This is a genomic window from Streptomyces rubrogriseus (assembly GCF_027947575.1).
Classification (GTDB): Bacteria; Actinomycetota; Actinomycetes; order Streptomycetales; family Streptomycetaceae; genus Streptomyces; species Streptomyces rubrogriseus.
The window spans coordinates 523,134-541,283 of sequence record NZ_CP116256.1; the positions used below are offsets into that span (position 1 = coordinate 523,134).

Sequence of the window (18,150 nt, forward strand, 5' to 3'; positions counted from 1 at the left end):
CGCCCCGCCTTCCGTGCCATCGACGCTCCCTCGCGAACGGCGTGCCGGGACGGGACACCGACGGCGCCCGCCCCCGCCACTGTCGCCCGCCGGGCAGACCGGGACTACCGGGCGTACGCCGGAAGGAGGAGCGAAGGGAGGAGCGGCGGGGGGCGAAGGGAGGAGCGGCGGGGGAGCGTCGAATCTCCGTTGCTCCCCCGTACGCGGTGGCCTACCGTCCCGGTCATGCTGCCCCGGGTGGAAACGGACGAGGAGTGGGACGCGGTCGTCCCCGACGAGACGGTGATGCGCCCCGGCGCGGCCGGCCTGTGCGCACGCCTGGGCCTCGCGGACGCACCGCTGACCCGTTTCCCGGACGGCTCCCGGCCGGTCTACGCGGTGGGCGACGAGCACGTGCTCAAGCTGTTCCCGGGAGCCGTCGCGCAGGACGGCGTCGCGGAGGGCCGCGTCCTCACCCACCTCCAGGGACGGCTCCCGACACCGACCCCCCGGGTCCGTGACTTCGGCCCCTGCGAGAACGGCTGGCAGTACGTCCTGATGTCCCGCCTCCACGGCGAGAACCTGGCCCGCGCCTGGGACCGCGTGCCCCGCGACCACCGCGAACGGCTCGTCACCGAGGTCGGGGAAACCCTCGCGGTACTGCACTCCCTCGACCCCGGCCCCCTCGGGGACGTCCTCGGCCCCGGCGACTGGGGCGCCTTCCTGGACCGGCAGCGAGCCGGCGCCGTGCGACAGCAGCGCGCCAACGGGCTGCCGGCCGGCTGGCTGGAGCAGATCCCCGACTTCCTGGCCTCGGTCCCGCTGCCGCGGGACCCGGACGGCTGCCTGCTGCACACCGAGGTGATGCGGCAGCACCTCATGGTCGACCCCGACGGGTGGCGGCTGACCGGGCTCTTCGACTTCGAACCCGCCATGATCGGTGACCGCGCCTACGACTTCGTGGGCGTCGGCCTGTTCGTCACCGGCGGCGACCCGGACCTGCTGGCCCGCCTGGCCAAGGCGTACGGCCGCACCTTCGACCCGTCGGTGCTGCTCGCGTACACGCTGCTGCACGTGTACAGCGACCTCCCCTGGTACCTGCGCGAACTGCCCGTACCCGGCGCGGAAACACTCCCGGCGCTCGCGGAGGCGTGGTTCGGCACGACGGGGGTCAGTGGCTGCCGGTGAGTTCGCCGGTGAGTCTGCCGTGGAGGTCGGCGCTCGGGGAGTTCAGGCCGGTGATCTCGACGGTCTTGCCGCGCTGCTCGTACTTCGTCTCGATCGCGTCCAGGGCGGCCACGGAGGAGGCGTCCCAGATGTGGGCGGCGGAGAGGTCGATGACGACCCGGTCCGGGTCGCCCGCGTAGTCGAACTGGCCGACCAGGTCGTTGGAGGAGGCGAAGAACAGCTCTCCGGTGACCCGGTACACGACCGTGGTGCCGTCGGGGTCCGTGACGGCGGTGACCTGGGCGAGGTGGGCGACGCGCCTGGCGAAGACGACCATGGCGGTGACGGTGCCGACGACGACGCCGATGGCGAGGTTCTCGGTGGCGACCACGACGATCACGGTGATGACCATGACGGCGATCTCCCCGGCGGGCATCCGCTTCAGGGTCTTGGGCGCGACGGAGTGCCAGTCGAAGGTGCCGAAGGCGACCATGACCATGACGGCGACCAGAGCGGCCATGGGGATGTCGGAGACGACCGGGCCGAAGACGATGCACAGCACCATCAGGAACGAACCGGCGAGGAAGGTGGAGACGCGGGTACGGGCGCCGGACACCTTCACGTTGATCATGGTCTGGCCGATCATGGCGCAGCCGCCCATGCCGCCGAAGAAACCGGTGACGATGTTGGCGACGCCCTGCCCGATGGACTCACGGGTCTTGGAGGAGTGGGTGTCGGTGATGTCGTCGACGAGCCTGGCGGTCATCAGCGACTCCATCAGGCCGACCAGCGCCATGGCGAGGGCGTAGGGCGCGACGGTGGTCAGGGTGTCGAGGGTGAAGGGCACGTCGGGCAGGCCCGGCACCGGCAGCGAGGACGGCAGCTCGCCCTTGTCACCGACGGTGGGCACCGCGATCCCGGCGGCGACGGTGATCACGGTGAGGATGACGATGGACACCAGCGGGGCCGGGACCACCCTGGTGACCTTCGGGAAGAACACCATCAGCGCCAGGCCGCCGATGATCAGCGGGTAGACCGGCCAGGGCACGTCGTGCATCTCCGGCACCTGCGCCATGAAAATCATGATGGCGAGGGCGTTCACGAAGCCCGTCATCACCGAGCGGGGCACGAACCGCATGAGCTTGGCCACGCCCACCGCGCCCAGGACGATCTGGAAGACGCCGGCCAGGATGACGGTCGCGACCAGGTAGCCCAGGCCGTGTTCCCGGTTCACCGGCGCGATGACGAGTGCTACCGCGCCGGTGGCGGCGGAGATCATCGCGCGGCGACCGCCGACGACGGAGATCGTCACGGCCATGGTGAAGGAGGCGAACAGGCCGATCGCCGGGTCGACACCGGCGATGATCGAGAAGGAGATGGCCTCCGGGATCAGCGCCAGGGCGACGACGAGACCGGCCAGGACCTCGGTGCGCCAGACCTTCGGATCGTTCAGCCAGTCCGGCTTGAGGGCGCGCAGCCGCGCGGCCGGGGGCGTGGGAGTCACAGCGGCAGAAGACAAGAGGATGCGTACCTGTCGTGCTCGGGCACACCCACGGGCAGGCCGGGCGTGCGGCAAGGGCGCGCAGGGGGCCGGAACGGCACCCCGCGGGCGACCCGCGGAGCGGGCCGGAAGTCTAGGGGGCGAGGGACGCGGGGCAGCGCCGACACATACTGGTCAGGCTGCTCACGTCCAGGGGCGAAGGCTCACGGCGGGCACGCGGCGGCGACCGGCTTCAGGGGCTCGCGCACGCTCTCTCCCGCGGGAATCGGATCTTCGCCGGGGGCGTCATCGGCCCCGGAACGGCAGAGCGGGGCAGCCGGGGCCGCCCTCACCATCACCAACTCTACCCTAACGTTAGAGTAGAGGTCGGCGGGCCGACGGACCGACGGACCGACGGGAAGAGCCAGGAGAACGGCATGCACGGCGTGGACGACAGGCACATGCAGATCGGTGAGGTCGCCGCGCGGACGGAGCTGTCCCTGCGCACCATCCGGCACTACGAGGAGACCGGCCTGGTCATCCCCTCCGCCCGGTCCCAGGGCGGCTTCCGCCTCTACACCGAGACCGACGTCGCCCGGCTCATGGTCATCCGCCGGATGAAACCGCTCGGCTTCACCCTCGAGCAGATGCGCGACCTCCTCGACGCCACCGACCGCTTGGACGGCGGCGACGCCGCCCTCGACCCGGCCGAGCGCACCGCCCTGCTGGAACGCGTCCGCACGTACCAGCAGGCCGCCGCCGAACAGGTGGAGAAACTCCGAACCCAACTGTCCCGCGCCGAGGACTTCGCCACCACCCTGACAGCCCGCCTGAACCGACCGGCCCCGCCCGCCGACGCACAGCACGGCGACGGCATCAAGAAGTCGCGTTGAGCGTCGACCTACCCTTCTTCCGGTATCACCCTGACCCCCTGGCAAGCGGGTCCATCCGCGCGTCCGCCGAGCCGTGCGCCTGCTGCGGCCGCAGCACGGGCTGGATCTACACGGCAACCTTCTACTCCGCGCAAGAGGTCAGCGGACGCTTCTGCCCCTGGTGCATCGCAGACGGGAGCGCGGCTGAACGCTTCGCGGGTGAATTCACCGACTCCCACGGTCTCGACGGCGTGAGCGACGACGTGTTGCACGAGGTCACCCGCCGCACACCCGGGTTCCACGCTTGGCAGGATCCGCACTGGCTCGTCCACTGCCACGACGCAGGTGCCTTCGTGGGTGAAGTCGGGTACCCCGAGTTGGCGGAGCACCCTGAAGCCCTCGACCAGTTGCGGGCCGACCTGCGCCTCGACGGCCACCGCGACGAAAGCCGGCTCGAGCGCCTCTTGGCCCGCCTGGGCGAGGGGATGACCGCCATGCTCTTCCGGTGCACCGTCTGTGGCGCCCACCTCGCCTACGCCGACGCATCCTGAAGATCGTCCCGCGGTTGCGAGTCCGCGACCTCAGATGAGGACGCAGGCGACAGTGACCGCCCGCGTTGATGTCAGAAGGGGCCCACCTCCTTAAAATCCGGAGGTGGGCCCCTTCTGAACCGGTGCCCCCGGCAGGATTCGAACCTGCGACACCCGCTTTAGGAGAGCGGTGCTCTATCCCCTGAGCTACGGAGGCGGAGGAGACTGGCGACAGTGTAGCGGGTGGGCCCCCGCGGTCGCTGGGGCGCCGTACGGGAGGGGCGGGGGCGTCGAACCTGGAGGGGCGTGGCCTTGTCGGGTGCCCGGTGGAGGGGCGGTACGGAGGCAGGGCTTCCGTGGGTGGTCGGACAGTGGTCGTCCGTCGTTCGTTTCAGGCGTCTCCGTGCCCCGATAACGGCGCGATAGGTCCCGCATATCCGTCGCCAGCACAGTGGAGCCCGATCTCGTTTCGAGGTGTCGAATCAATCCTGAGCCCCAGAGGTGAACGCGATGAGTACGGACCCCAAGTCGGTTGTGCACGGGATTCTGGCCGAGGATCTGGAAGTGGACCCCGCGGAGATCACGGACGGTGCGTCGCTGCGGAACCTGGAGCTGGACTCGCTGGCCGTCGCCGAGCTGATCGTGCGGATCAAGGAGGAGACCGGCGTGGACCTCAGCGGTGAGGAGACGCGGATCGCGGATCTCACCGTCGGGGAAGTGGTCCTGCTGGCCGGCTCGGGTCTGGAAGCGGCGTGACCGAGGGGCCCGTCGCCATCACCGGTGTCGGGCTGGTGACGCCGGCCGGTACCGACGCCGACTCGACCTGGGAGGCGATGTGCGCCGCCCGGTCCCTGGAGAGCGGTGACCCCGAGCCGCTGGCCGGTACCGGGGCGTGGCACAGCCTGCGGGTGCCCGCGCTGCGGCCGGGGCAGCTGACCGGGCGCGGGACCGCCCGTACCGACCCGTTCATCCGGTTCGCGCTGGTGGCGGTGGCGGAGGCGCTGGCGCAGTCGGGGCTCGACCCGGACAGCTGGGACGGCAGCCGGGTCGGCATCGTGGTGGGCAGCGGCCTGGGGGGTGTGACCACGCACGGCGAGCAGTACCGGCGGATGGAGCGCCAGGGCCCGGACCTGGTCTCGCCGTACCTGCACCCCCGGTCGCTGATCAACATGGCGGCCGGAACCATCGGTGCCCGCTACGGGATCACCGGGCCCGGTCACACCGTGGCCGCCGCCTGTGCCTCGGGAGCCTCGGCGTTCGGGCTCGGCAAGACGCTGCTGAACGCCGGTGTCTGCGACACGGTCGTCGCCTGCGGCACGGACGCGGGTGTCACCCCGCTCGTCGTCTCCGGGTTCGCCCGCATGGGCGCGCTCTCCGAGCAGAAGACCGTCGACGCGTCCCGGCCGTTCTGCGCCGACCGCGACGGTTTCGTGATCTCGGAAGGCGCCGCGGCCGTCGTGATGGAGTCGCCGGCCAAGGCGCGTGCCCGGGGCGCGGAGGTGCTGGGGCGGCTGCTCGGCCATGCCGACACCTCCGACGCCCACCACCCGACGGCCCCTCGCCCGGACGGCGCCGGCGCCGCGGCCGCCGTCGAACAGGCGCTGACCGCCGCGCGCCTGACGACACGGGACGTGACCACCGTCAACGCGCACGGCACCTCGACCCCGCAGAACGACCTGACGGAGGCCCGGCTCCTCGCCCGCCTCTTCCCGCACGGTCCGTCCGTGACCGCCAACAAGGGCCTGCTGGGCCACACCCTCGGCGCGGCCGGTGCCATCGAGGCCGTACTGACCCTGCGCAGCCTGCGCAGCGGCGTCCTGCCGCCGATCGCACACACCGAGCGGGCCGACCCCGCACTGCCCGAACTCGACCTGGTCCTCGGCGGGGTGCGCCGACACGACGGGAACGTGGCCGTGAGCACCTCCTTCGGGTTCGGGGGCAGCAACTGCGCCCTGGTGCTGGCCGCCGGCTGAACGACGCCACGGCGTCCACGGATCCGAGCTTCCCTTCCTGGAGAGCCCATGACGCAACGCGAAGAAGAGCTGGCCCGTGTCCTCTCCGGGCCCGAGTTCGCCATCATCCGACCGGACGACCTGAGCGTCCTCGAGTACAGCCTGCTGACGCTGCGCCGGGCGCGGCTCCTCAACGGCGCCGGGTTCGCGGCGAACTCCCGCTGGCTGGGCCGCGGCGACAGCGCCCGCTTCCCGGAGTTCCTGCGCACCATGGGCTGGATCGGCGCGTACGACCTCTCCCTGCTCAACGTCCTGGTCTCGCACCAGATCGCCGGTGACGCGCTGCTCAGCCACGGCGGCACGGAGCAACTGGACTCCTGGGCCGGAGAGATCGAGACGATGGAGCGGCTGTACTGCTTCGCCGGTTCCGAGCTGCTGACCGGCTCGGACCTGAAGCAGGTGCGGACCACCGCGACGTACGACCCGCAGGACCGGACCCTGGTCCTGAACACGCCCCGGCCCGCCGACAGCAAGGTGTGGACCGGCAACAGCCTGCACAGCGGCGACGTCGCCATGGTGCTGGCCCGGCTGGAGGTCGGCGGGCGCGACGAGGGACACCACTGGCTGCGGGTACCGCTGCGCGAGGCCGGGGCCGTACTGCCCGGCGTGCGCATCGGCCGGGCCGAGCCGAAGGGCGGCGTCACGGCCAACCAGACCGGCGTACTGACCTTCACGGACCACCGGTTGCCGCCGTCCGCGCTGATGAACCGCTGGGCGTCGATCGACGAGGAGGGCACCTACCGGTCCCCGCTGCCGCGGCACCGGCGGTTCGAGGAGTGCCTCGCCACCTTCACCCACGAGCGGCTCTTCCCGTCGGTGGGGGCGGCGCACGCGCAACTGCTCGCCTGCGCGATCACCACGCGGTTCGCGGCCGTCAAGCAGACCTTCGGCAGACCGCTGATCGGCCACGAGCACTACCGCATGCGGCTGTCGGCGGCCGTGGGGCGCTCGCTGGCCGCCCGGCACGCCATGACGGCGCTGTCCGAGGTGGCGGTGGCCCGGAGCGCTGAGGGAGCACCGGCCCGCGACCAGGTGCTGCACGCCCTGATCTCGTGCGGCAAGTCCGGCTGCACCGGCGACGCCCGGCACACGCTGGCCGAGACCCGGGAGCTGTGCGGCGGGCTCGGCTACCACGACGCCAACCAGATCGCGCCGCTGCTGCACGACTACGAGATCGCGGTCACCTTCGGCGGTGACAACACCGTCCTCGGCTACCAGGCGACCCGGTTCGCCCTGCGCCACCGCGAGGACTTCGACCGGGTGCTGGACGAAGCGGTCGCCGGGGCCGAACGGCTGGACGCCGTCCGGGTGCTGCGGGCCGTCTGCGACGTCCTGCTGGACCGGGTGGAGCAGGACGGCGCCGGTGAGGCCAGCGCGCAGTGGAGCCGTGCCGTCCACCAGACGCTGGCGGTCGGCCACTGGGCCCGGCAGGCATCGACCCCGCTGTCCGGGCGGCTGCTCGCGCAGTACGCGGCGGTCTGCGTGCTGGAACACGCACTGACCGCCCTGCGGGCCGGGATCCTCGACCAGGACGCCCTCCTGGGGTTCGAGGCGGCCCGGCACGAGGCGGCGGGCGCCCCCCTCGACGCCGACGCGCTGCTGCGCGAACTGGCCGTGCCCGAGGGCCTGATCAGCGCCCCGATCGCCCACCCGGACTTCGCCGAACGCCACGCCGCCGCGGCCCACGGCGGCACCGCCGCGGCCCATTCCGGCGCCGCCGCGGTCCATCCCGGTAACGCCCCGGCCCCGGATACCGTCCCGGCCCCGGGCACCGCCCCGGCCCCCGGCACCGTGCAGGCCGGAGTACGCGCGTGAGCGCCGCGGGCGGCGGTCGGACCGGGGCCGTCGTCACCGGGGTGGGCACCTGTCTGCCGGAGACCGTGGTCGACAACGACGAGGTGTCGCGGCACCTGGACACCGACCACGCCTGGATCCACAGCCGTACCGGCATCGAGCGCCGGCGCCGGGTGTCCCCCGGGACCACCACGGGGGACCTCGCCGTCACCGCCGGGGCCGCCGCGCTGAAGTCCGCCGGACGGGACGACTGCGACCTCGTCCTCCTCGCCACCACCACACCGGACCGGCGCTGCCCCGCCACCGCGCCCCGGGTGGCGTCCCGGCTCGGGCTGCGGGCCGCCGCCGCGTTCGACCTGTCCGCCGTGTGCTCCGGCTTCGTGTACGGGCTGTCCGTGGCCGACGCGATGATCACCGCGGGCACCTGCGACCGGGCCCTGGTCATCGGCGCGGACGTCTACTCCTCGATCGTGGACCCCGACGACCGGGGCACCGCCGTCGTGTTCGGCGACGGCGCGGGCGCCGTGCTCCTGGAGCGCGGCAGCACCGGCGACCCGGGCGCCGTGCTGCACACCGAACTCGGCAGCGACGGCACCGGCGACGAGCTGATCACCATCCCGCCGGACGGCGCGTACCTCACCATGCGCGGCAGCGACGTCTACGCCCGTGCCGTGACCACCATGACGGAGTCGGCGCGCTCCACCGCCGCCCACGCGGGCTGGGACCTGGCGGACGTGGACGCCTTCGTCGGGCACCAGGCGAACCTCCGCATCCTCACCTCGGTGGCGAAGCGGCTGCGGCTGCCCCGGGAGCGGGTGGTGTCGAACATCGCGGACGTGGCCAACACCGCCGCCGCGTCCATCCCCCTCGCGCTGGCCGACGCGGCCGCGCAGGGGCGTATCGGCTCCGGGGACCGACTGCTCCTGACCGCCTTCGGCGGCGGGCTGACCTGGGGCTCCGCCGCCGTCGTCTGGTCGGGCGCGGAGCCCGTCCAGGACCAGCGGAGCTGACCGGACCGAGCGACGAACCAGGCGCACGAGAGGAAGGGACAGCGTGGTGCCGAAGCTGCGGATCGCAGTCGTCGGCGGGGGCATCGGCGGACTCGCCGCCGCCCTCGCCCTGACCCGGAAGGGCCACGAGGTACGCGTCTACGAGCAGGCGCCGGAACTCAGGGAAGCGGGCGTGGGCATGCACCTGGGCCCCAACGGCAGCCGCCTCCTGGAGCGCTGGGGCCTCGGTGAGCGGCTGCGCGCCCTCGGCGTACGGCCCGCGGGCATGGAGGTGCGGGACTGGTCGCACGGGGGCACCCTGGTGCGGCAGCCGATGGGCGGGGAGTGGCTCGCCGAGTTCGGGGCGCCGTACTACACGATCCACCGGGCCGACCTGCACACCATGCTCGCCGAGTCGCTGCCCTCCGGCACGGTGCGGGCCGGACACCGGCTCGAGCGGTTCACCGAGACCGAGGACGGGGTCCGGCTGGAGTTCGCCGGCGGGTCCACCGCCGGCGCGGACGTCCTGATCGGCGCGGACGGGGCGCACTCCGTGGTGCGCCGCACCCTCGCCGGGCCCGACACCGCCGTCTTCTCCGGCCAGAGCGCGTTTCGCGGCGTCGTCGCCCGCGACCAGGTCCCCGGTCTGCCCGGTGACACGCTCCTGGTGTGGGCGGGACCGGACGCCCGCATGCTGGTCTACCCGGTGCGCGGCGGGCGGTTCCTCACCTTCGTCGCCGTCGTGCCCGACCCGCGCTGGCGCCTGGAGTCCTGGAGCGCCCCCGGCGACCTGGACGAACTGGCCGCCCGCTTCGACGGCTGGAACACCGACGTCAAGTCCCTGGTGGCCGCGGTGCGGGAGTCCCGGCGCTGGGCGCTGTACGACCGTGAGCCGCTGGCCCGCTGGAGCGAGGGCGCCGTCACCCTGCTCGGTGACGCGGCCCACCCGATGCTGCCCCACCACGGCCAGGGCGTCAGCCAGGCCGTCGAGGACGCGGCGGTCCTCGCGCACTGCCTGGACGCCACGACGGGCCGGGACTCCTCGGCCGCTGCCTCCGCCTCCGCATCCGCCGCCTCCGCTGCCTCCGCCTCCGCTTCCTCCGCCCGGCGGGCGATCGCGGCCGCGCTGGACACCTACGAGGACGTCCGCAGGCCGCACACCACCCGGGTCCAGCTCGGTTCCCGGGGCGGCGGCTCCCAGCGGCTGCGGCCCGACGAGGACGGGACCGAGTCCACGGGCACGATGTCGTCCCTCGTCGAGGACGTGTCCTGGATCCAGCGCCACGACGCCGAGGCCGGCCTCCCACCGCTGCCGCCGCCGTCGCCCTCCGCGAACCCCTGAATCCACCCCCGGCCCCACCCTGCCCGCGCGAGAGAACCTAGGAGAACCCATGTCGAACCACCTCGACCGGCGGCGTCTGATGACCACCGCCCTCGGCGGCGCCGCGGCCGTCGGCCTCGGTGCCGGCGCCGGCCTGCTGGGCGCCGCTCCGGCCGGTGCCGCCGAGCGCCCCGTCACCCCGCACCACGGCCCCGGCGACTTCCCCGACGTACCCGGCATGCTCGGCGACCGCCGCGCCAACGAACTCTGGTACATGTTCGACGAGACCACGCTCTACAACGTGGCCCCGGAGCTGGAGCAGGCGTTCACCGACATCGAGACCGCGCTCGGCGACGGCTGGGAGCGGGCCATCTTCGACGCCTGGATGGCCATGGCCGCCACCAGCGACTACCCGAACAACTTCATCGAGTACGTCACCCCCATCAAGGGCCCGCTGAAGGTGCTCTCCAAGGCCCAGCTCGGCGTCTTCGACACCTACTACCGGCCCCACGGCCACGGCATCGTCGGCGCCTTCGCGGACTTCGCCCAGGGCGTGCTCAACGACCCCCGCCGGGAGCGCCCGGTGCACACCATGAACGGCAACCCGCCGCCCGGATACCACATCTGGTTCATCTTCATGCGGTCGATGATGCTGCTGGACATCAGCCGGCACCGCTGGGAGCGGATGGCCCCGATCAACGCCATGGCGTGGGCGATCCAGACCATCGCCAAGCCCTCCCAGTTCGAGGTCAAGGAGCCGCTGCCGCGCCGGGTCGTGGCCCGGGAGGCCGCCAAGTGGCTGCCGCGCAGCGTGCACCGGCTCGACCGCGACTTCCTGTCCTACCCGCTGCCCGAAGGCATGAGCTGACGGACCCGGCGCCGCGGCGAGGACAACGGCAAGGACAGGAGGAGACACCATGCGTACCGGAATCTGGCTGGTGGGTGCCCGCGGCTCGGTGGCCACCACGACCGTCGTCGGCGCCGCCGCGCTGCGCGCCGGGCTGGTGCCGGCCACCGGCTGTGTGAGCACGCTCGAGGCCTTCGACGGCCTGCCGCTGCCCGGCTTCGACGAGCTGGTCTTCGGCGGCCACGACGTCGTCGGCACCGGCCTGGTCAAACGGGCCGAGCAGCTCGCCGAGGCGGGCGTCGTGCCCCGCGGCCTGCCGGGTGCGCTGACCGCGGAACTCGACGCGGCCGACGCCGAGATCAGACCCGCGCCGCCGGGCACGGAGGAGGGCGGCGACGGCACCCCGGACCAGGCGTCGGCCGCCGGGGCCATCGTCGCCGACCTCACCGGCTTCCGGGAACGCCTCGGTCTGGACCGGGTCGTCGTCGTGAACGTCTCCTCCACCCAGCCGCCCGCCGTGCCGCGGCCGGGGCACGCCTCGGCGGCGGCCCTGCGCGAGGCGCTGGCGCGGGGCGAACGGCCGCTGCCCGTCAGCTCCCTGTACGCCTACGCGGCGCTGATGGCCGGCTGCGCCTTCGTCGACTTCACCCCGTCGACGGGGGCGCGCCTGCCCGCGCTGGACGAACTCGCCCGGGAACAGGGCCTGCCCTACGCCGGCAGCGACGGCAAGACCGGCGAGACCCTGGTCAAGTCGGTGCTCGCGCCGATGTTCGCGCGCCGGGCGCTGCGGGTGCGCTCCTGGTCCGGCACCAACCTGCTGGGCGGCGGCGACGGGGCCACCCTCGCCGACCCGGAGCGGGTGGTCAGCAAGAACGCCTCCAAGGGCCTGGTGCTGGAGGCGGAGCTGGGCCACGCCGTCGAGGGCGGAGTGCACATCCACCACGTCCCCGACCTCGGGGAGTGGAAGACCGCCTGGGACCACGTGACGTTCGAGGGCTTCCTCGGCGCCCGGATGACCCTGCAGTTCACGTGGCAGGGCTGCGACTCCTCGCTGGCCGCGCCGCTGGTGCTGGACCTGGCCCGGTTCATGGCCCTCGCGCACCGCGGCGGCGTCGCCGGGCCGGTGCCGGAGCTGGGCTTCTTCTTCAAGGACCCGGTGGGCTCCGCCGAGCACGACCTGGCCGCGCAGTACGCGAGCCTGGTCGGCTGGGCGCGCTCGGTGGGGGCGCCCGCGTGAGTGCGCTGCCGCGGGCGCACGACCTGGCCCGCCTGGTCCGGGCCCCGGCCGCGCTGTCGGTGCCCGGGGACGTCCTCGCCGGAGCGGCGGCGGCCCGGCGGCCGCTCGGCCCCCAACTGCTCGGCATGACGGCCTCGTCGGTCTGCCTGTACTGGGCGGGGATGGCGCTCAACGACTACGCGGACCGCGACCTCGACGCCGTGGAACGGCCCGAACGCCCGGTGCCCTCCGGGGCGGTGAGCCCGGCCGCGGCCCGCGCGGTCGGCTGCGGGCTCACCGCTGCCGGGCTCGGCCTCGCGGCGCTGGCCCGCGGCCGCCGGGGCCTGGCCACGGCGCTGCCCCTGGCCGGTGTGGTCTGGGCGTACGACCTCGTGCTCAAGCCCACCCCGGCCGGTGCCGCCGCGATGGCCGCGGCCCGCGCGCTGAACGTCCTGGGCGGCGCGGGACCCGGCGGACTGCGCCGGGCGCTGCCCGCGGCGGCCACCGTCGCCCTGCACACCGGCATGGTCACCCGGCTGAGCCGGTACGAGGTGAGCGGCGCGCCCCGGGCGGTGCCCCGGCAGTCGCTCGCCGTCGGCGGGGCGGTCGGGGCCGCCGTGCTGCTGCGCGGCCGCCGTCGGCCGACCCGGGACCGGGTCCTGGCCGCGGGCCTGACGGCCGTGTACGCGTACGGGGGCGCGGCGGCGCAGCTCGCGGCCGCGCGGAACCCGGCCGCGCCGCAGGTACGGCGGGCGGTGGCGGCCGGCATCCACGCGCTGATCCCGCTCCAGGCGGCGCTGACCGCGACCGCCGGACGCGGCGCCGCCGGCGCCGCGCTGGCCTGCGCCCTCCCGTGGGCCCGACGACTCGGCAGGAAGGTGTCCCCCACATGAGCGCCGGCACGAGATTCGGGTACGGCACGAACGGCTTCGGCGACCATCCGCTGGAGGACGCCCTGGCCGTCCTCGCGGACCTGGGCTACGAGGGCGTCGGACTCACCCTGGACCCGCGGCACCTGGACCCGTTCGCCGACGACCTGCCGCACCGGCTGCGGCGGCTCGCGGCCCGGCTGGACCGGCTCGGGCTGGCCGTCGTCGTCGAGACCGGCGGGCGGTACGTGCTCGACCCCTGGCGCAAGCACCAGCCGGTGCTGATGTCCGCCGAGGGCGCCGGGCGCCGGGTCGACCTGCTGCTGCGGGCCGTGCGGATCGCCGCCGACCTCGGCGCGGAGGCCGTGTCCTTCTGGAGCGGCGCCGCCCCCGCCGACACGCCCCGGCAGGTGGTCTGGGACCGGCTGCTGGCCGGCTGCGGCACCGTGGTGGAGGCCGCCGCGCGGGCCGGGGTCGTGCTGGGCTTCGAACCGGAGCCCGGCATGTTCGTGGACACCCTGGACGCCTACGACGAACTGTGCCGCAGGCTCGGCGGCCCGCACCCGCTCGGGCTGACCCTGGACGTCGGGCACTGCCGCTGCCTGGAGCCGCAGCCGGTGGCCGACTGCGTACGACGGGTCGCCGACCGGCTGGTCAACGTGCAGATCGAGGACATGCGCCGGGGCACCCACGAGCACCTGGAGTTCGGCAGCGGGGAGATCGACTTCCCGCCCGTGCTGTCCGCGCTGGCCGCCACCGGCTACCGCGGACTGGTCTCGGTGGAGCTGCCCCGGCACAGCCACGCCGCCCCCGAAGTGGCCCGCCGGTCCCTGGACTTCCTGCGCGCCGCCGAGGCCGACGCCCGCCCCGCGACCCGGGGAGCGGCCGCGTGATCCCCGGCGACGACGGAACCCGGTCCCTGCCGGAAACCCTCTCCGGTGCCCTGGACCGGGCGCTCGCCCCGGACGCCGCCGCGTGGCTGGAGCAGGCGTGCGCGGCGGTGCGGCGCGAGGCGGGCGAGGTCGAGGGGAGGTTCGCGGTCGCCGCCCGGCGGTGCGGCCGGGGCGCGCTGGACGTCGGCGCGGAGGCGGGCGCGGGTGCGGGCACGGGTCCGGGCACGGCGTGGAGCGTCGACGACGCCGTACGCGTGCTGCTGCTCGCCGCGCTTCCGGTGCGCGGTGCCGCGCTGGCGGCCGTCGTCTCCCGGCTGTACCGGATCGGGGGCGGGCCCGAACGTCGGGCCGTCCTGCGGTCGCTGTCGCTGCTGGAGGCCGTGGGCGACCTCGGGGACCTGGGGCTGCCGCTGGTCGAGGACGCGCTGCGGTGCAACGACCCGAGGCTGATCGCCGCCGCCGTCGGCCCGTACGGCGCCCGCCGGCTCGGTGCGCACGCCTTCCGGCAGGCCGTCCTCAAGTGCGTGTTCGTCGGTGTCCCGCTGGACCTGGTGTCCGCTGTGGACAAGCGCGCCGACGCGGAACTGGGCCGGATGATGGCCGACTTCGCCGCCGAGCGGCGCGCCGCGGGACGGGCACTACCGCCCGACGTCGCCGCCTACCTGCACACCCACCGCGTATCCACGGAGGCCACGGCGTGACGCGCATCTTCGACCCGCACATCCACATGACGTCCCGCACCACCGACGACTACGAGGCGATGGCCGCCGCCGGGGTCCGCGCGCTGGTCGAACCCGCCTTCTGGCTCGGCCAGCCGCGCACCGGCGTCAGCTCGTTCACCGACTACTTCGACGCGCTGCTCGGCTGGGAGCCCTACCGGGCCGAGCAGTTCGGCATCCGCCACCACTGCGCGCTCGCCCTGAACCCCAAGGAGGCCAACGACCCCCGGCTCGCCGGGGTGCTCGACGTCCTGCCCGACTACCTGGTCCGGGACCGGGTGGTGGCGGTCGGCGAGGTCGGCTACGACGCGATGACGCCGCAGGAGGACAAGGCGTTCACCGTGCAGCTCGAACTCGCCGTGCGGCACGCCCTGCCCGTCCTGGTGCACACCCCGCACCGCGACAAGGCCAACGGCACCCGCCGCACCCTGGACGTGGTCCGCGAGTCCGGCATCGACCCGGGCCTGGTCGTCGTCGACCACCTCAACGAGGTGACCGTGCGGGCCGTCGCGGACAGCGGCTGCTGGATGGGTTTCTCGATCTACCCCGACACCAAGATGAGCGAGGACCGCATGGTCGCGCTGCTGCGCGAGTACGGAACCGCGCGGATCCTCGTCAACTCCGCCGCCGACTGGGGCCGCAGCGACCCGCTGAAGACCCGCCGCACCGCCGACGCCATGCGCGCCGCCGGCTTCGGCGAGGACGACGTCGACCAGGTGCTGTGGCGCAATCCGGTCGCCTTCTACGGGCAGAGCGGACGCCTCGAACTCGACGGCCCCGAGGGCCCCGAGGGCCCCGAAGCACCCGGCGCCCGCGCGGAGTTCGAGGGCAGCTCGATCCGCCGCGGGGAGGGGTGACGGGCCGTGCGCCTGCGGCACCGGGACGGCACCACCGTCCACCTCGCCTACTGCACCAACGTCCACGCGGCCGAGGACCTCGACGGCGTCCTCGCCCAGCTGGCCCGCTACGGGGAGCCGGTGCGCGAACGGCTCGGCGCCGACCGGATCGGCCTCGGGCTGTGGCTGGCGGCACCGGTCGTGACGGCCCTGGCCGCGGACCGGTCCGCGCTCGACCTGCTCCGCAAGGAACTGGACCTGCGCGGCATCGAGGTCGTCACCCTCAACGCCTTCCCCTACGCGGGCTTCCACGCCCCGACCGTCAAGAAGGCCGTCTACCGGCCCGACTGGACCGAGCGGCCCCGCCTCGACCACACCCTGGCCTGCGCCCGCGTCCTGGCCGAGCTGCTGCCGCCGGACGCCGCCCGCGGCTCCGTCTCCACGCTGCCGCTGGCCTGGCGCACACCCTGGACCCCGCGCCGGGACGACCTCGCCCGGCGCCACCTCGACCTGCTCTCCCAGGGGCTGGCGGCGCTCGCCGCGGACACCGGGCGCACCGTGCGCGTCGGGTTCGAACCCGAGCCCGGGTGCCTGATCGAGACGACCGGCCAGGCGGAGGCACGGCTCGCCGGCGCGGACCCCGAACGGCTCGGCGTCTGCGTCGACACCTGCCACCTCGCCGTCGCCTTCGAGGAGCCGGGACCCGCGCTGACCCGGCTGGCCGCCGCGCTGCCCGTCGTCAAGACCCAGGCGTCCTGCGCGGTGCACGCCGACCGGCCGACCGACCCGGCCGCCCGCGCCGCGCTGGCCGCCTTCGCCGAGCGGCGGTTCCTGCACCAGACGCGGCAGGCCGCGCCGGGCGGCCCGGCGGCCGTCGACGACCTGCCCGAGGCGCTTCGGGGCGCGCTGTCCGGCGACGCGGCCTGGCGGGTCCACTACCACGTGCCCGTCCAGCGCGACCTGCCGTCGCCCCTGCGCAGCACCCGCCCCGAACTGGTGGCCGCGCTGACCACCCTGCTCGGCGGGCCGGCCGCGCTCACCGACCACGTCGAGGTGGAGACCTACACCTGGCCGGTGCTGCCCGGCGCGCCCGACGGCGGCGGCCTCGTCGACGGCATCGCCGGTGAACTCGCCTGGACCCGCGACACCCTGACCGCCCTCGGCCTGACGGAGGAGAGCACCCCGTGAAGCGCCTGCTCGTGCTGGACGTCGTGGGGCTCACCCCGCGCCTGCTGGCCCACATGCCCCGCCTCTCGGCGCTGCGCGACGCCGGCACCGGCGCCCGCCTGGACACCGTGCTGCCCGCCGTGACCTGCTCGGTGCAGTCCACGCTGCTGACCGGCCGGCCGCCCGCGGAGCACGGCGTCGTCGGCAACGGCTGGTACTTCCGCGACCTGGGCGAGGTACTGCTGTGGCGGCAGCACAACCGGCTCGTCGGCGGCGAGAAGGTGTGGCAGGCGGCCCGCGCGCTGCACCCCGGCTACACCGTCGCCAACGTCTGCTGGTGGTACGCCATGGGCGCCGACGTCGACTGGACGGTGACACCCCGGCCGGTCTACTACGCCGACGGCCGCAAGGAGCCCGACTGCTACACCCACCCGGCCTCCCTGCACGACGAGCTGACCGGCCGCCTCGGGCCCTTCCCGCTCTTCCACTACTGGGGGCCCACCGCGGACCTGGCCTCCTCCCGCTGGATCGTCGACGCGGCCCGCCATCTGCACCGCACCCACCGACCCGACCTGAACCTCGTCTACGTGCCGCACCTCGACTACGACCTCCAGCGCTTCGGCCCGGACAGCCGCCGGGCCCGCCGGGCCGCCGCCGAACTGGACCGCACCCTGGCGCCGCTGCTCGACGAGGCCCGCCGCGACGGCGTCACCGTCGTGGTGCTGAGCGAGTACGGCATCACCCCGGTCAGCAGGCCCGTCGACGTCAACCGGGCGCTGCGCCGGGCCGGGCTGCTGGCCGTGCACACCCAGGACGGCATGGAGTACCTGGACCCCTGGACGTCGAGGGCATTCGCCGTCGCCGACCACCAGGTCGCCCACGTCTACGTGCGCGACGCCGCCGACCTGCCGCGCGTGGAGGAGCTGCTGAACGGCCTGGACGGTGTCGCCGAGGTGCTCGGCGAGGCCGGGAAGAAGGAACACGGCCTCGACCACGAGCGGGCCGGTGAACTCGTCGCCGTCGCCCGGCCCGAGGCCTGGTTCACCTACTACTACTGGCTGGACGACGCCCGCGCCCCGGACTTCGCCCGCACCGTCGAGATCCACCGCAAGCCCGGCTACGACCCGGCCGAGCTGGGCTTCGACCACCACGCCCCGGCGGCGGCCCGGCTGCGCGCGGCGGCGGCGCTGGCCCGCAAGAAGCTCGGTCTGCGCTACACCATGAACGTCGTCCCCCTGGACGGCTCCCGGGTCCGCGGCAGCCACGGACGCCTGCCCGGCCGCCCCGAGGACGCGCCGGTGCTGCTGGTCTCCGACCCGGACGCGCCGCTGGGGGAGTCCGTCGCCGCGACGGAGGTCAAGGACCTGCTGCTCTCGCTGGCCGGGATCTCTCCCCATGCCCGCTCGATACGCGGCCGATAACGACGGCCCATAGCGTCCCGAGTACACACAAAACGACG

At 74.1% G+C, this 18,150-nt stretch carries 17 protein-coding genes and 1 tRNA gene; 16 read left to right on the forward strand and 2 right to left on the reverse strand.

Going from position 1 to position 18,150, the window contains the following annotated elements; genetic code table 11:
- Positions 1-225: 225 nt before the first annotated feature.
- Entirely contained in the window at positions 226-1,167 is a 942-nt protein-coding gene (locus Sru02f_RS02435) for an aminoglycoside phosphotransferase family protein (RefSeq protein ID WP_167469773.1), read from the forward strand.
- Here Sru02f_RS02435 and Sru02f_RS02440 read toward each other — a convergent pair.
- Positions 1,151-2,650 (reverse strand): SulP family inorganic anion transporter, encoded by a 1,500-nt coding sequence (locus Sru02f_RS02440; RefSeq protein WP_109034902.1) that lies wholly within the window; start codon positions 2,648-2,650, stop codon positions 1,151-1,153. The two genes, Sru02f_RS02435 and Sru02f_RS02440, sit on opposite strands and share 17 nt — an antisense overlap.
- Before the next feature lie 413 nt (positions 2,651-3,063).
- On the opposite strand from Sru02f_RS02440, the gene Sru02f_RS02445 reads away from it, so the two are divergent.
- Together Sru02f_RS02445 and Sru02f_RS02450 are read left to right on the forward strand one after the other, a co-directional pair.
- A complete protein-coding gene (locus tag Sru02f_RS02445; RefSeq protein WP_109034900.1) occupies positions 3,064-3,519 on the forward strand; it encodes a MerR family transcriptional regulator in 456 nt (151 codons plus the stop codon).
- The gene (locus Sru02f_RS02450; RefSeq protein ID WP_109034897.1) at positions 3,516-4,049 is read left to right on the forward strand and encodes a CbrC family protein; all 534 of its coding nucleotides are present in this window, start codon (positions 3,516-3,518) and stop codon (positions 4,047-4,049) included. The genes Sru02f_RS02445 and Sru02f_RS02450 overlap by 4 nt, the downstream gene beginning before the upstream one ends.
- A gap of 123 nt (positions 4,050-4,172) precedes the next feature.
- On the opposite strand, the gene Sru02f_RS02455 is transcribed toward Sru02f_RS02450, so the two are convergent.
- Positions 4,173-4,245 (reverse strand) — tRNA-Arg (locus tag Sru02f_RS02455).
- Between the two features lie 293 nt (positions 4,246-4,538).
- Here Sru02f_RS02455 and Sru02f_RS02460 point away from each other — a divergent pair.
- The 13 genes from Sru02f_RS02460 to Sru02f_RS02520 are packed head-to-tail and all read left to right on the forward strand — an operon-like array spanning position 4,539 to position 18,112.
- Positions 4,539-4,784, forward strand: coding sequence for an acyl carrier protein (locus Sru02f_RS02460; RefSeq protein ID WP_109034895.1), 246 nt, complete (start codon positions 4,539-4,541; stop codon positions 4,782-4,784).
- Positions 4,781-6,001 carry a beta-ketoacyl-[acyl-carrier-protein] synthase family protein gene (locus Sru02f_RS02465; protein WP_109034893.1) on the forward strand — a complete coding sequence of 407 codons (1,221 nt, stop codon included), beginning with the start codon at positions 4,781-4,783 and terminating at the stop codon, positions 5,999-6,001. Before Sru02f_RS02460 ends, Sru02f_RS02465 begins: the two co-directional genes overlap by 4 nt.
- A 48-nt stretch (positions 6,002-6,049) precedes the next feature.
- On the forward strand, positions 6,050-7,855 hold the full coding sequence (locus Sru02f_RS02470; protein ID WP_109034891.1) for an acyl-CoA dehydrogenase family protein: 1,806 nt from the start codon (positions 6,050-6,052) through the stop codon (positions 7,853-7,855).
- The gene (locus tag Sru02f_RS02475) at positions 7,852-8,844 is read left to right on the forward strand and encodes a beta-ketoacyl-ACP synthase III (protein ID WP_109034889.1); all 993 of its coding nucleotides are present in this window, start codon (positions 7,852-7,854) and stop codon (positions 8,842-8,844) included. Before Sru02f_RS02470 ends, Sru02f_RS02475 begins: the two co-directional genes overlap by 4 nt.
- Before the next feature lie 43 nt (positions 8,845-8,887).
- On the forward strand, positions 8,888-10,165 hold the full coding sequence (locus Sru02f_RS02480) for an FAD-dependent monooxygenase (RefSeq protein WP_174855197.1): 1,278 nt from the start codon (positions 8,888-8,890) through the stop codon (positions 10,163-10,165).
- A 49-nt stretch (positions 10,166-10,214) separates the two neighbouring features.
- On the forward strand, positions 10,215-11,012 hold the full coding sequence (locus Sru02f_RS02485) for a hypothetical protein (protein WP_109034887.1): 798 nt from the start codon (positions 10,215-10,217) through the stop codon (positions 11,010-11,012).
- A 49-nt stretch (positions 11,013-11,061) separates the two neighbouring features.
- Entirely contained in the window at positions 11,062-12,228 is a 1,167-nt protein-coding gene (locus tag Sru02f_RS02490) for an inositol-3-phosphate synthase (protein ID WP_109034885.1), read from the forward strand.
- Positions 12,225-13,100 (forward strand): SCO3242 family prenyltransferase, encoded by an 876-nt coding sequence (locus tag Sru02f_RS02495; protein ID WP_373103370.1) that lies wholly within the window; start codon positions 12,225-12,227, stop codon positions 13,098-13,100. Before Sru02f_RS02490 ends, Sru02f_RS02495 begins: the two co-directional genes overlap by 4 nt.
- Entirely contained in the window at positions 13,097-13,969 is an 873-nt protein-coding gene (locus Sru02f_RS02500; RefSeq protein ID WP_109034881.1) for a sugar phosphate isomerase/epimerase family protein, read from the forward strand. The genes Sru02f_RS02495 and Sru02f_RS02500 overlap by 4 nt, the downstream gene beginning before the upstream one ends.
- Entirely contained in the window at positions 13,966-14,670 is a 705-nt protein-coding gene (locus Sru02f_RS02505; RefSeq protein WP_109034879.1) for an EboA domain-containing protein, read from the forward strand. The genes Sru02f_RS02500 and Sru02f_RS02505 overlap by 4 nt, the downstream gene beginning before the upstream one ends.
- Positions 14,667-15,545 (forward strand): TatD family hydrolase, encoded by an 879-nt coding sequence (locus tag Sru02f_RS02510; RefSeq protein WP_109034877.1) that lies wholly within the window; start codon positions 14,667-14,669, stop codon positions 15,543-15,545. The genes Sru02f_RS02505 and Sru02f_RS02510 overlap by 4 nt, the downstream gene beginning before the upstream one ends.
- A gap of 6 nt (positions 15,546-15,551) precedes the next feature.
- Positions 15,552-16,712 carry a metabolite traffic protein EboE gene (eboE, locus tag Sru02f_RS02515; RefSeq protein ID WP_373103372.1) on the forward strand — a complete coding sequence of 387 codons (1,161 nt, stop codon included), beginning with the start codon at positions 15,552-15,554 and terminating at the stop codon, positions 16,710-16,712.
- Positions 16,709-18,112, forward strand: a complete 1,404-nt coding sequence (locus tag Sru02f_RS02520) for an alkaline phosphatase family protein (protein WP_174855196.1) — start codon at positions 16,709-16,711, stop codon at positions 18,110-18,112. Before eboE ends, Sru02f_RS02520 begins: the two co-directional genes overlap by 4 nt.
- The last annotated feature ends 38 nt before the right edge of the window (positions 18,113-18,150 follow it).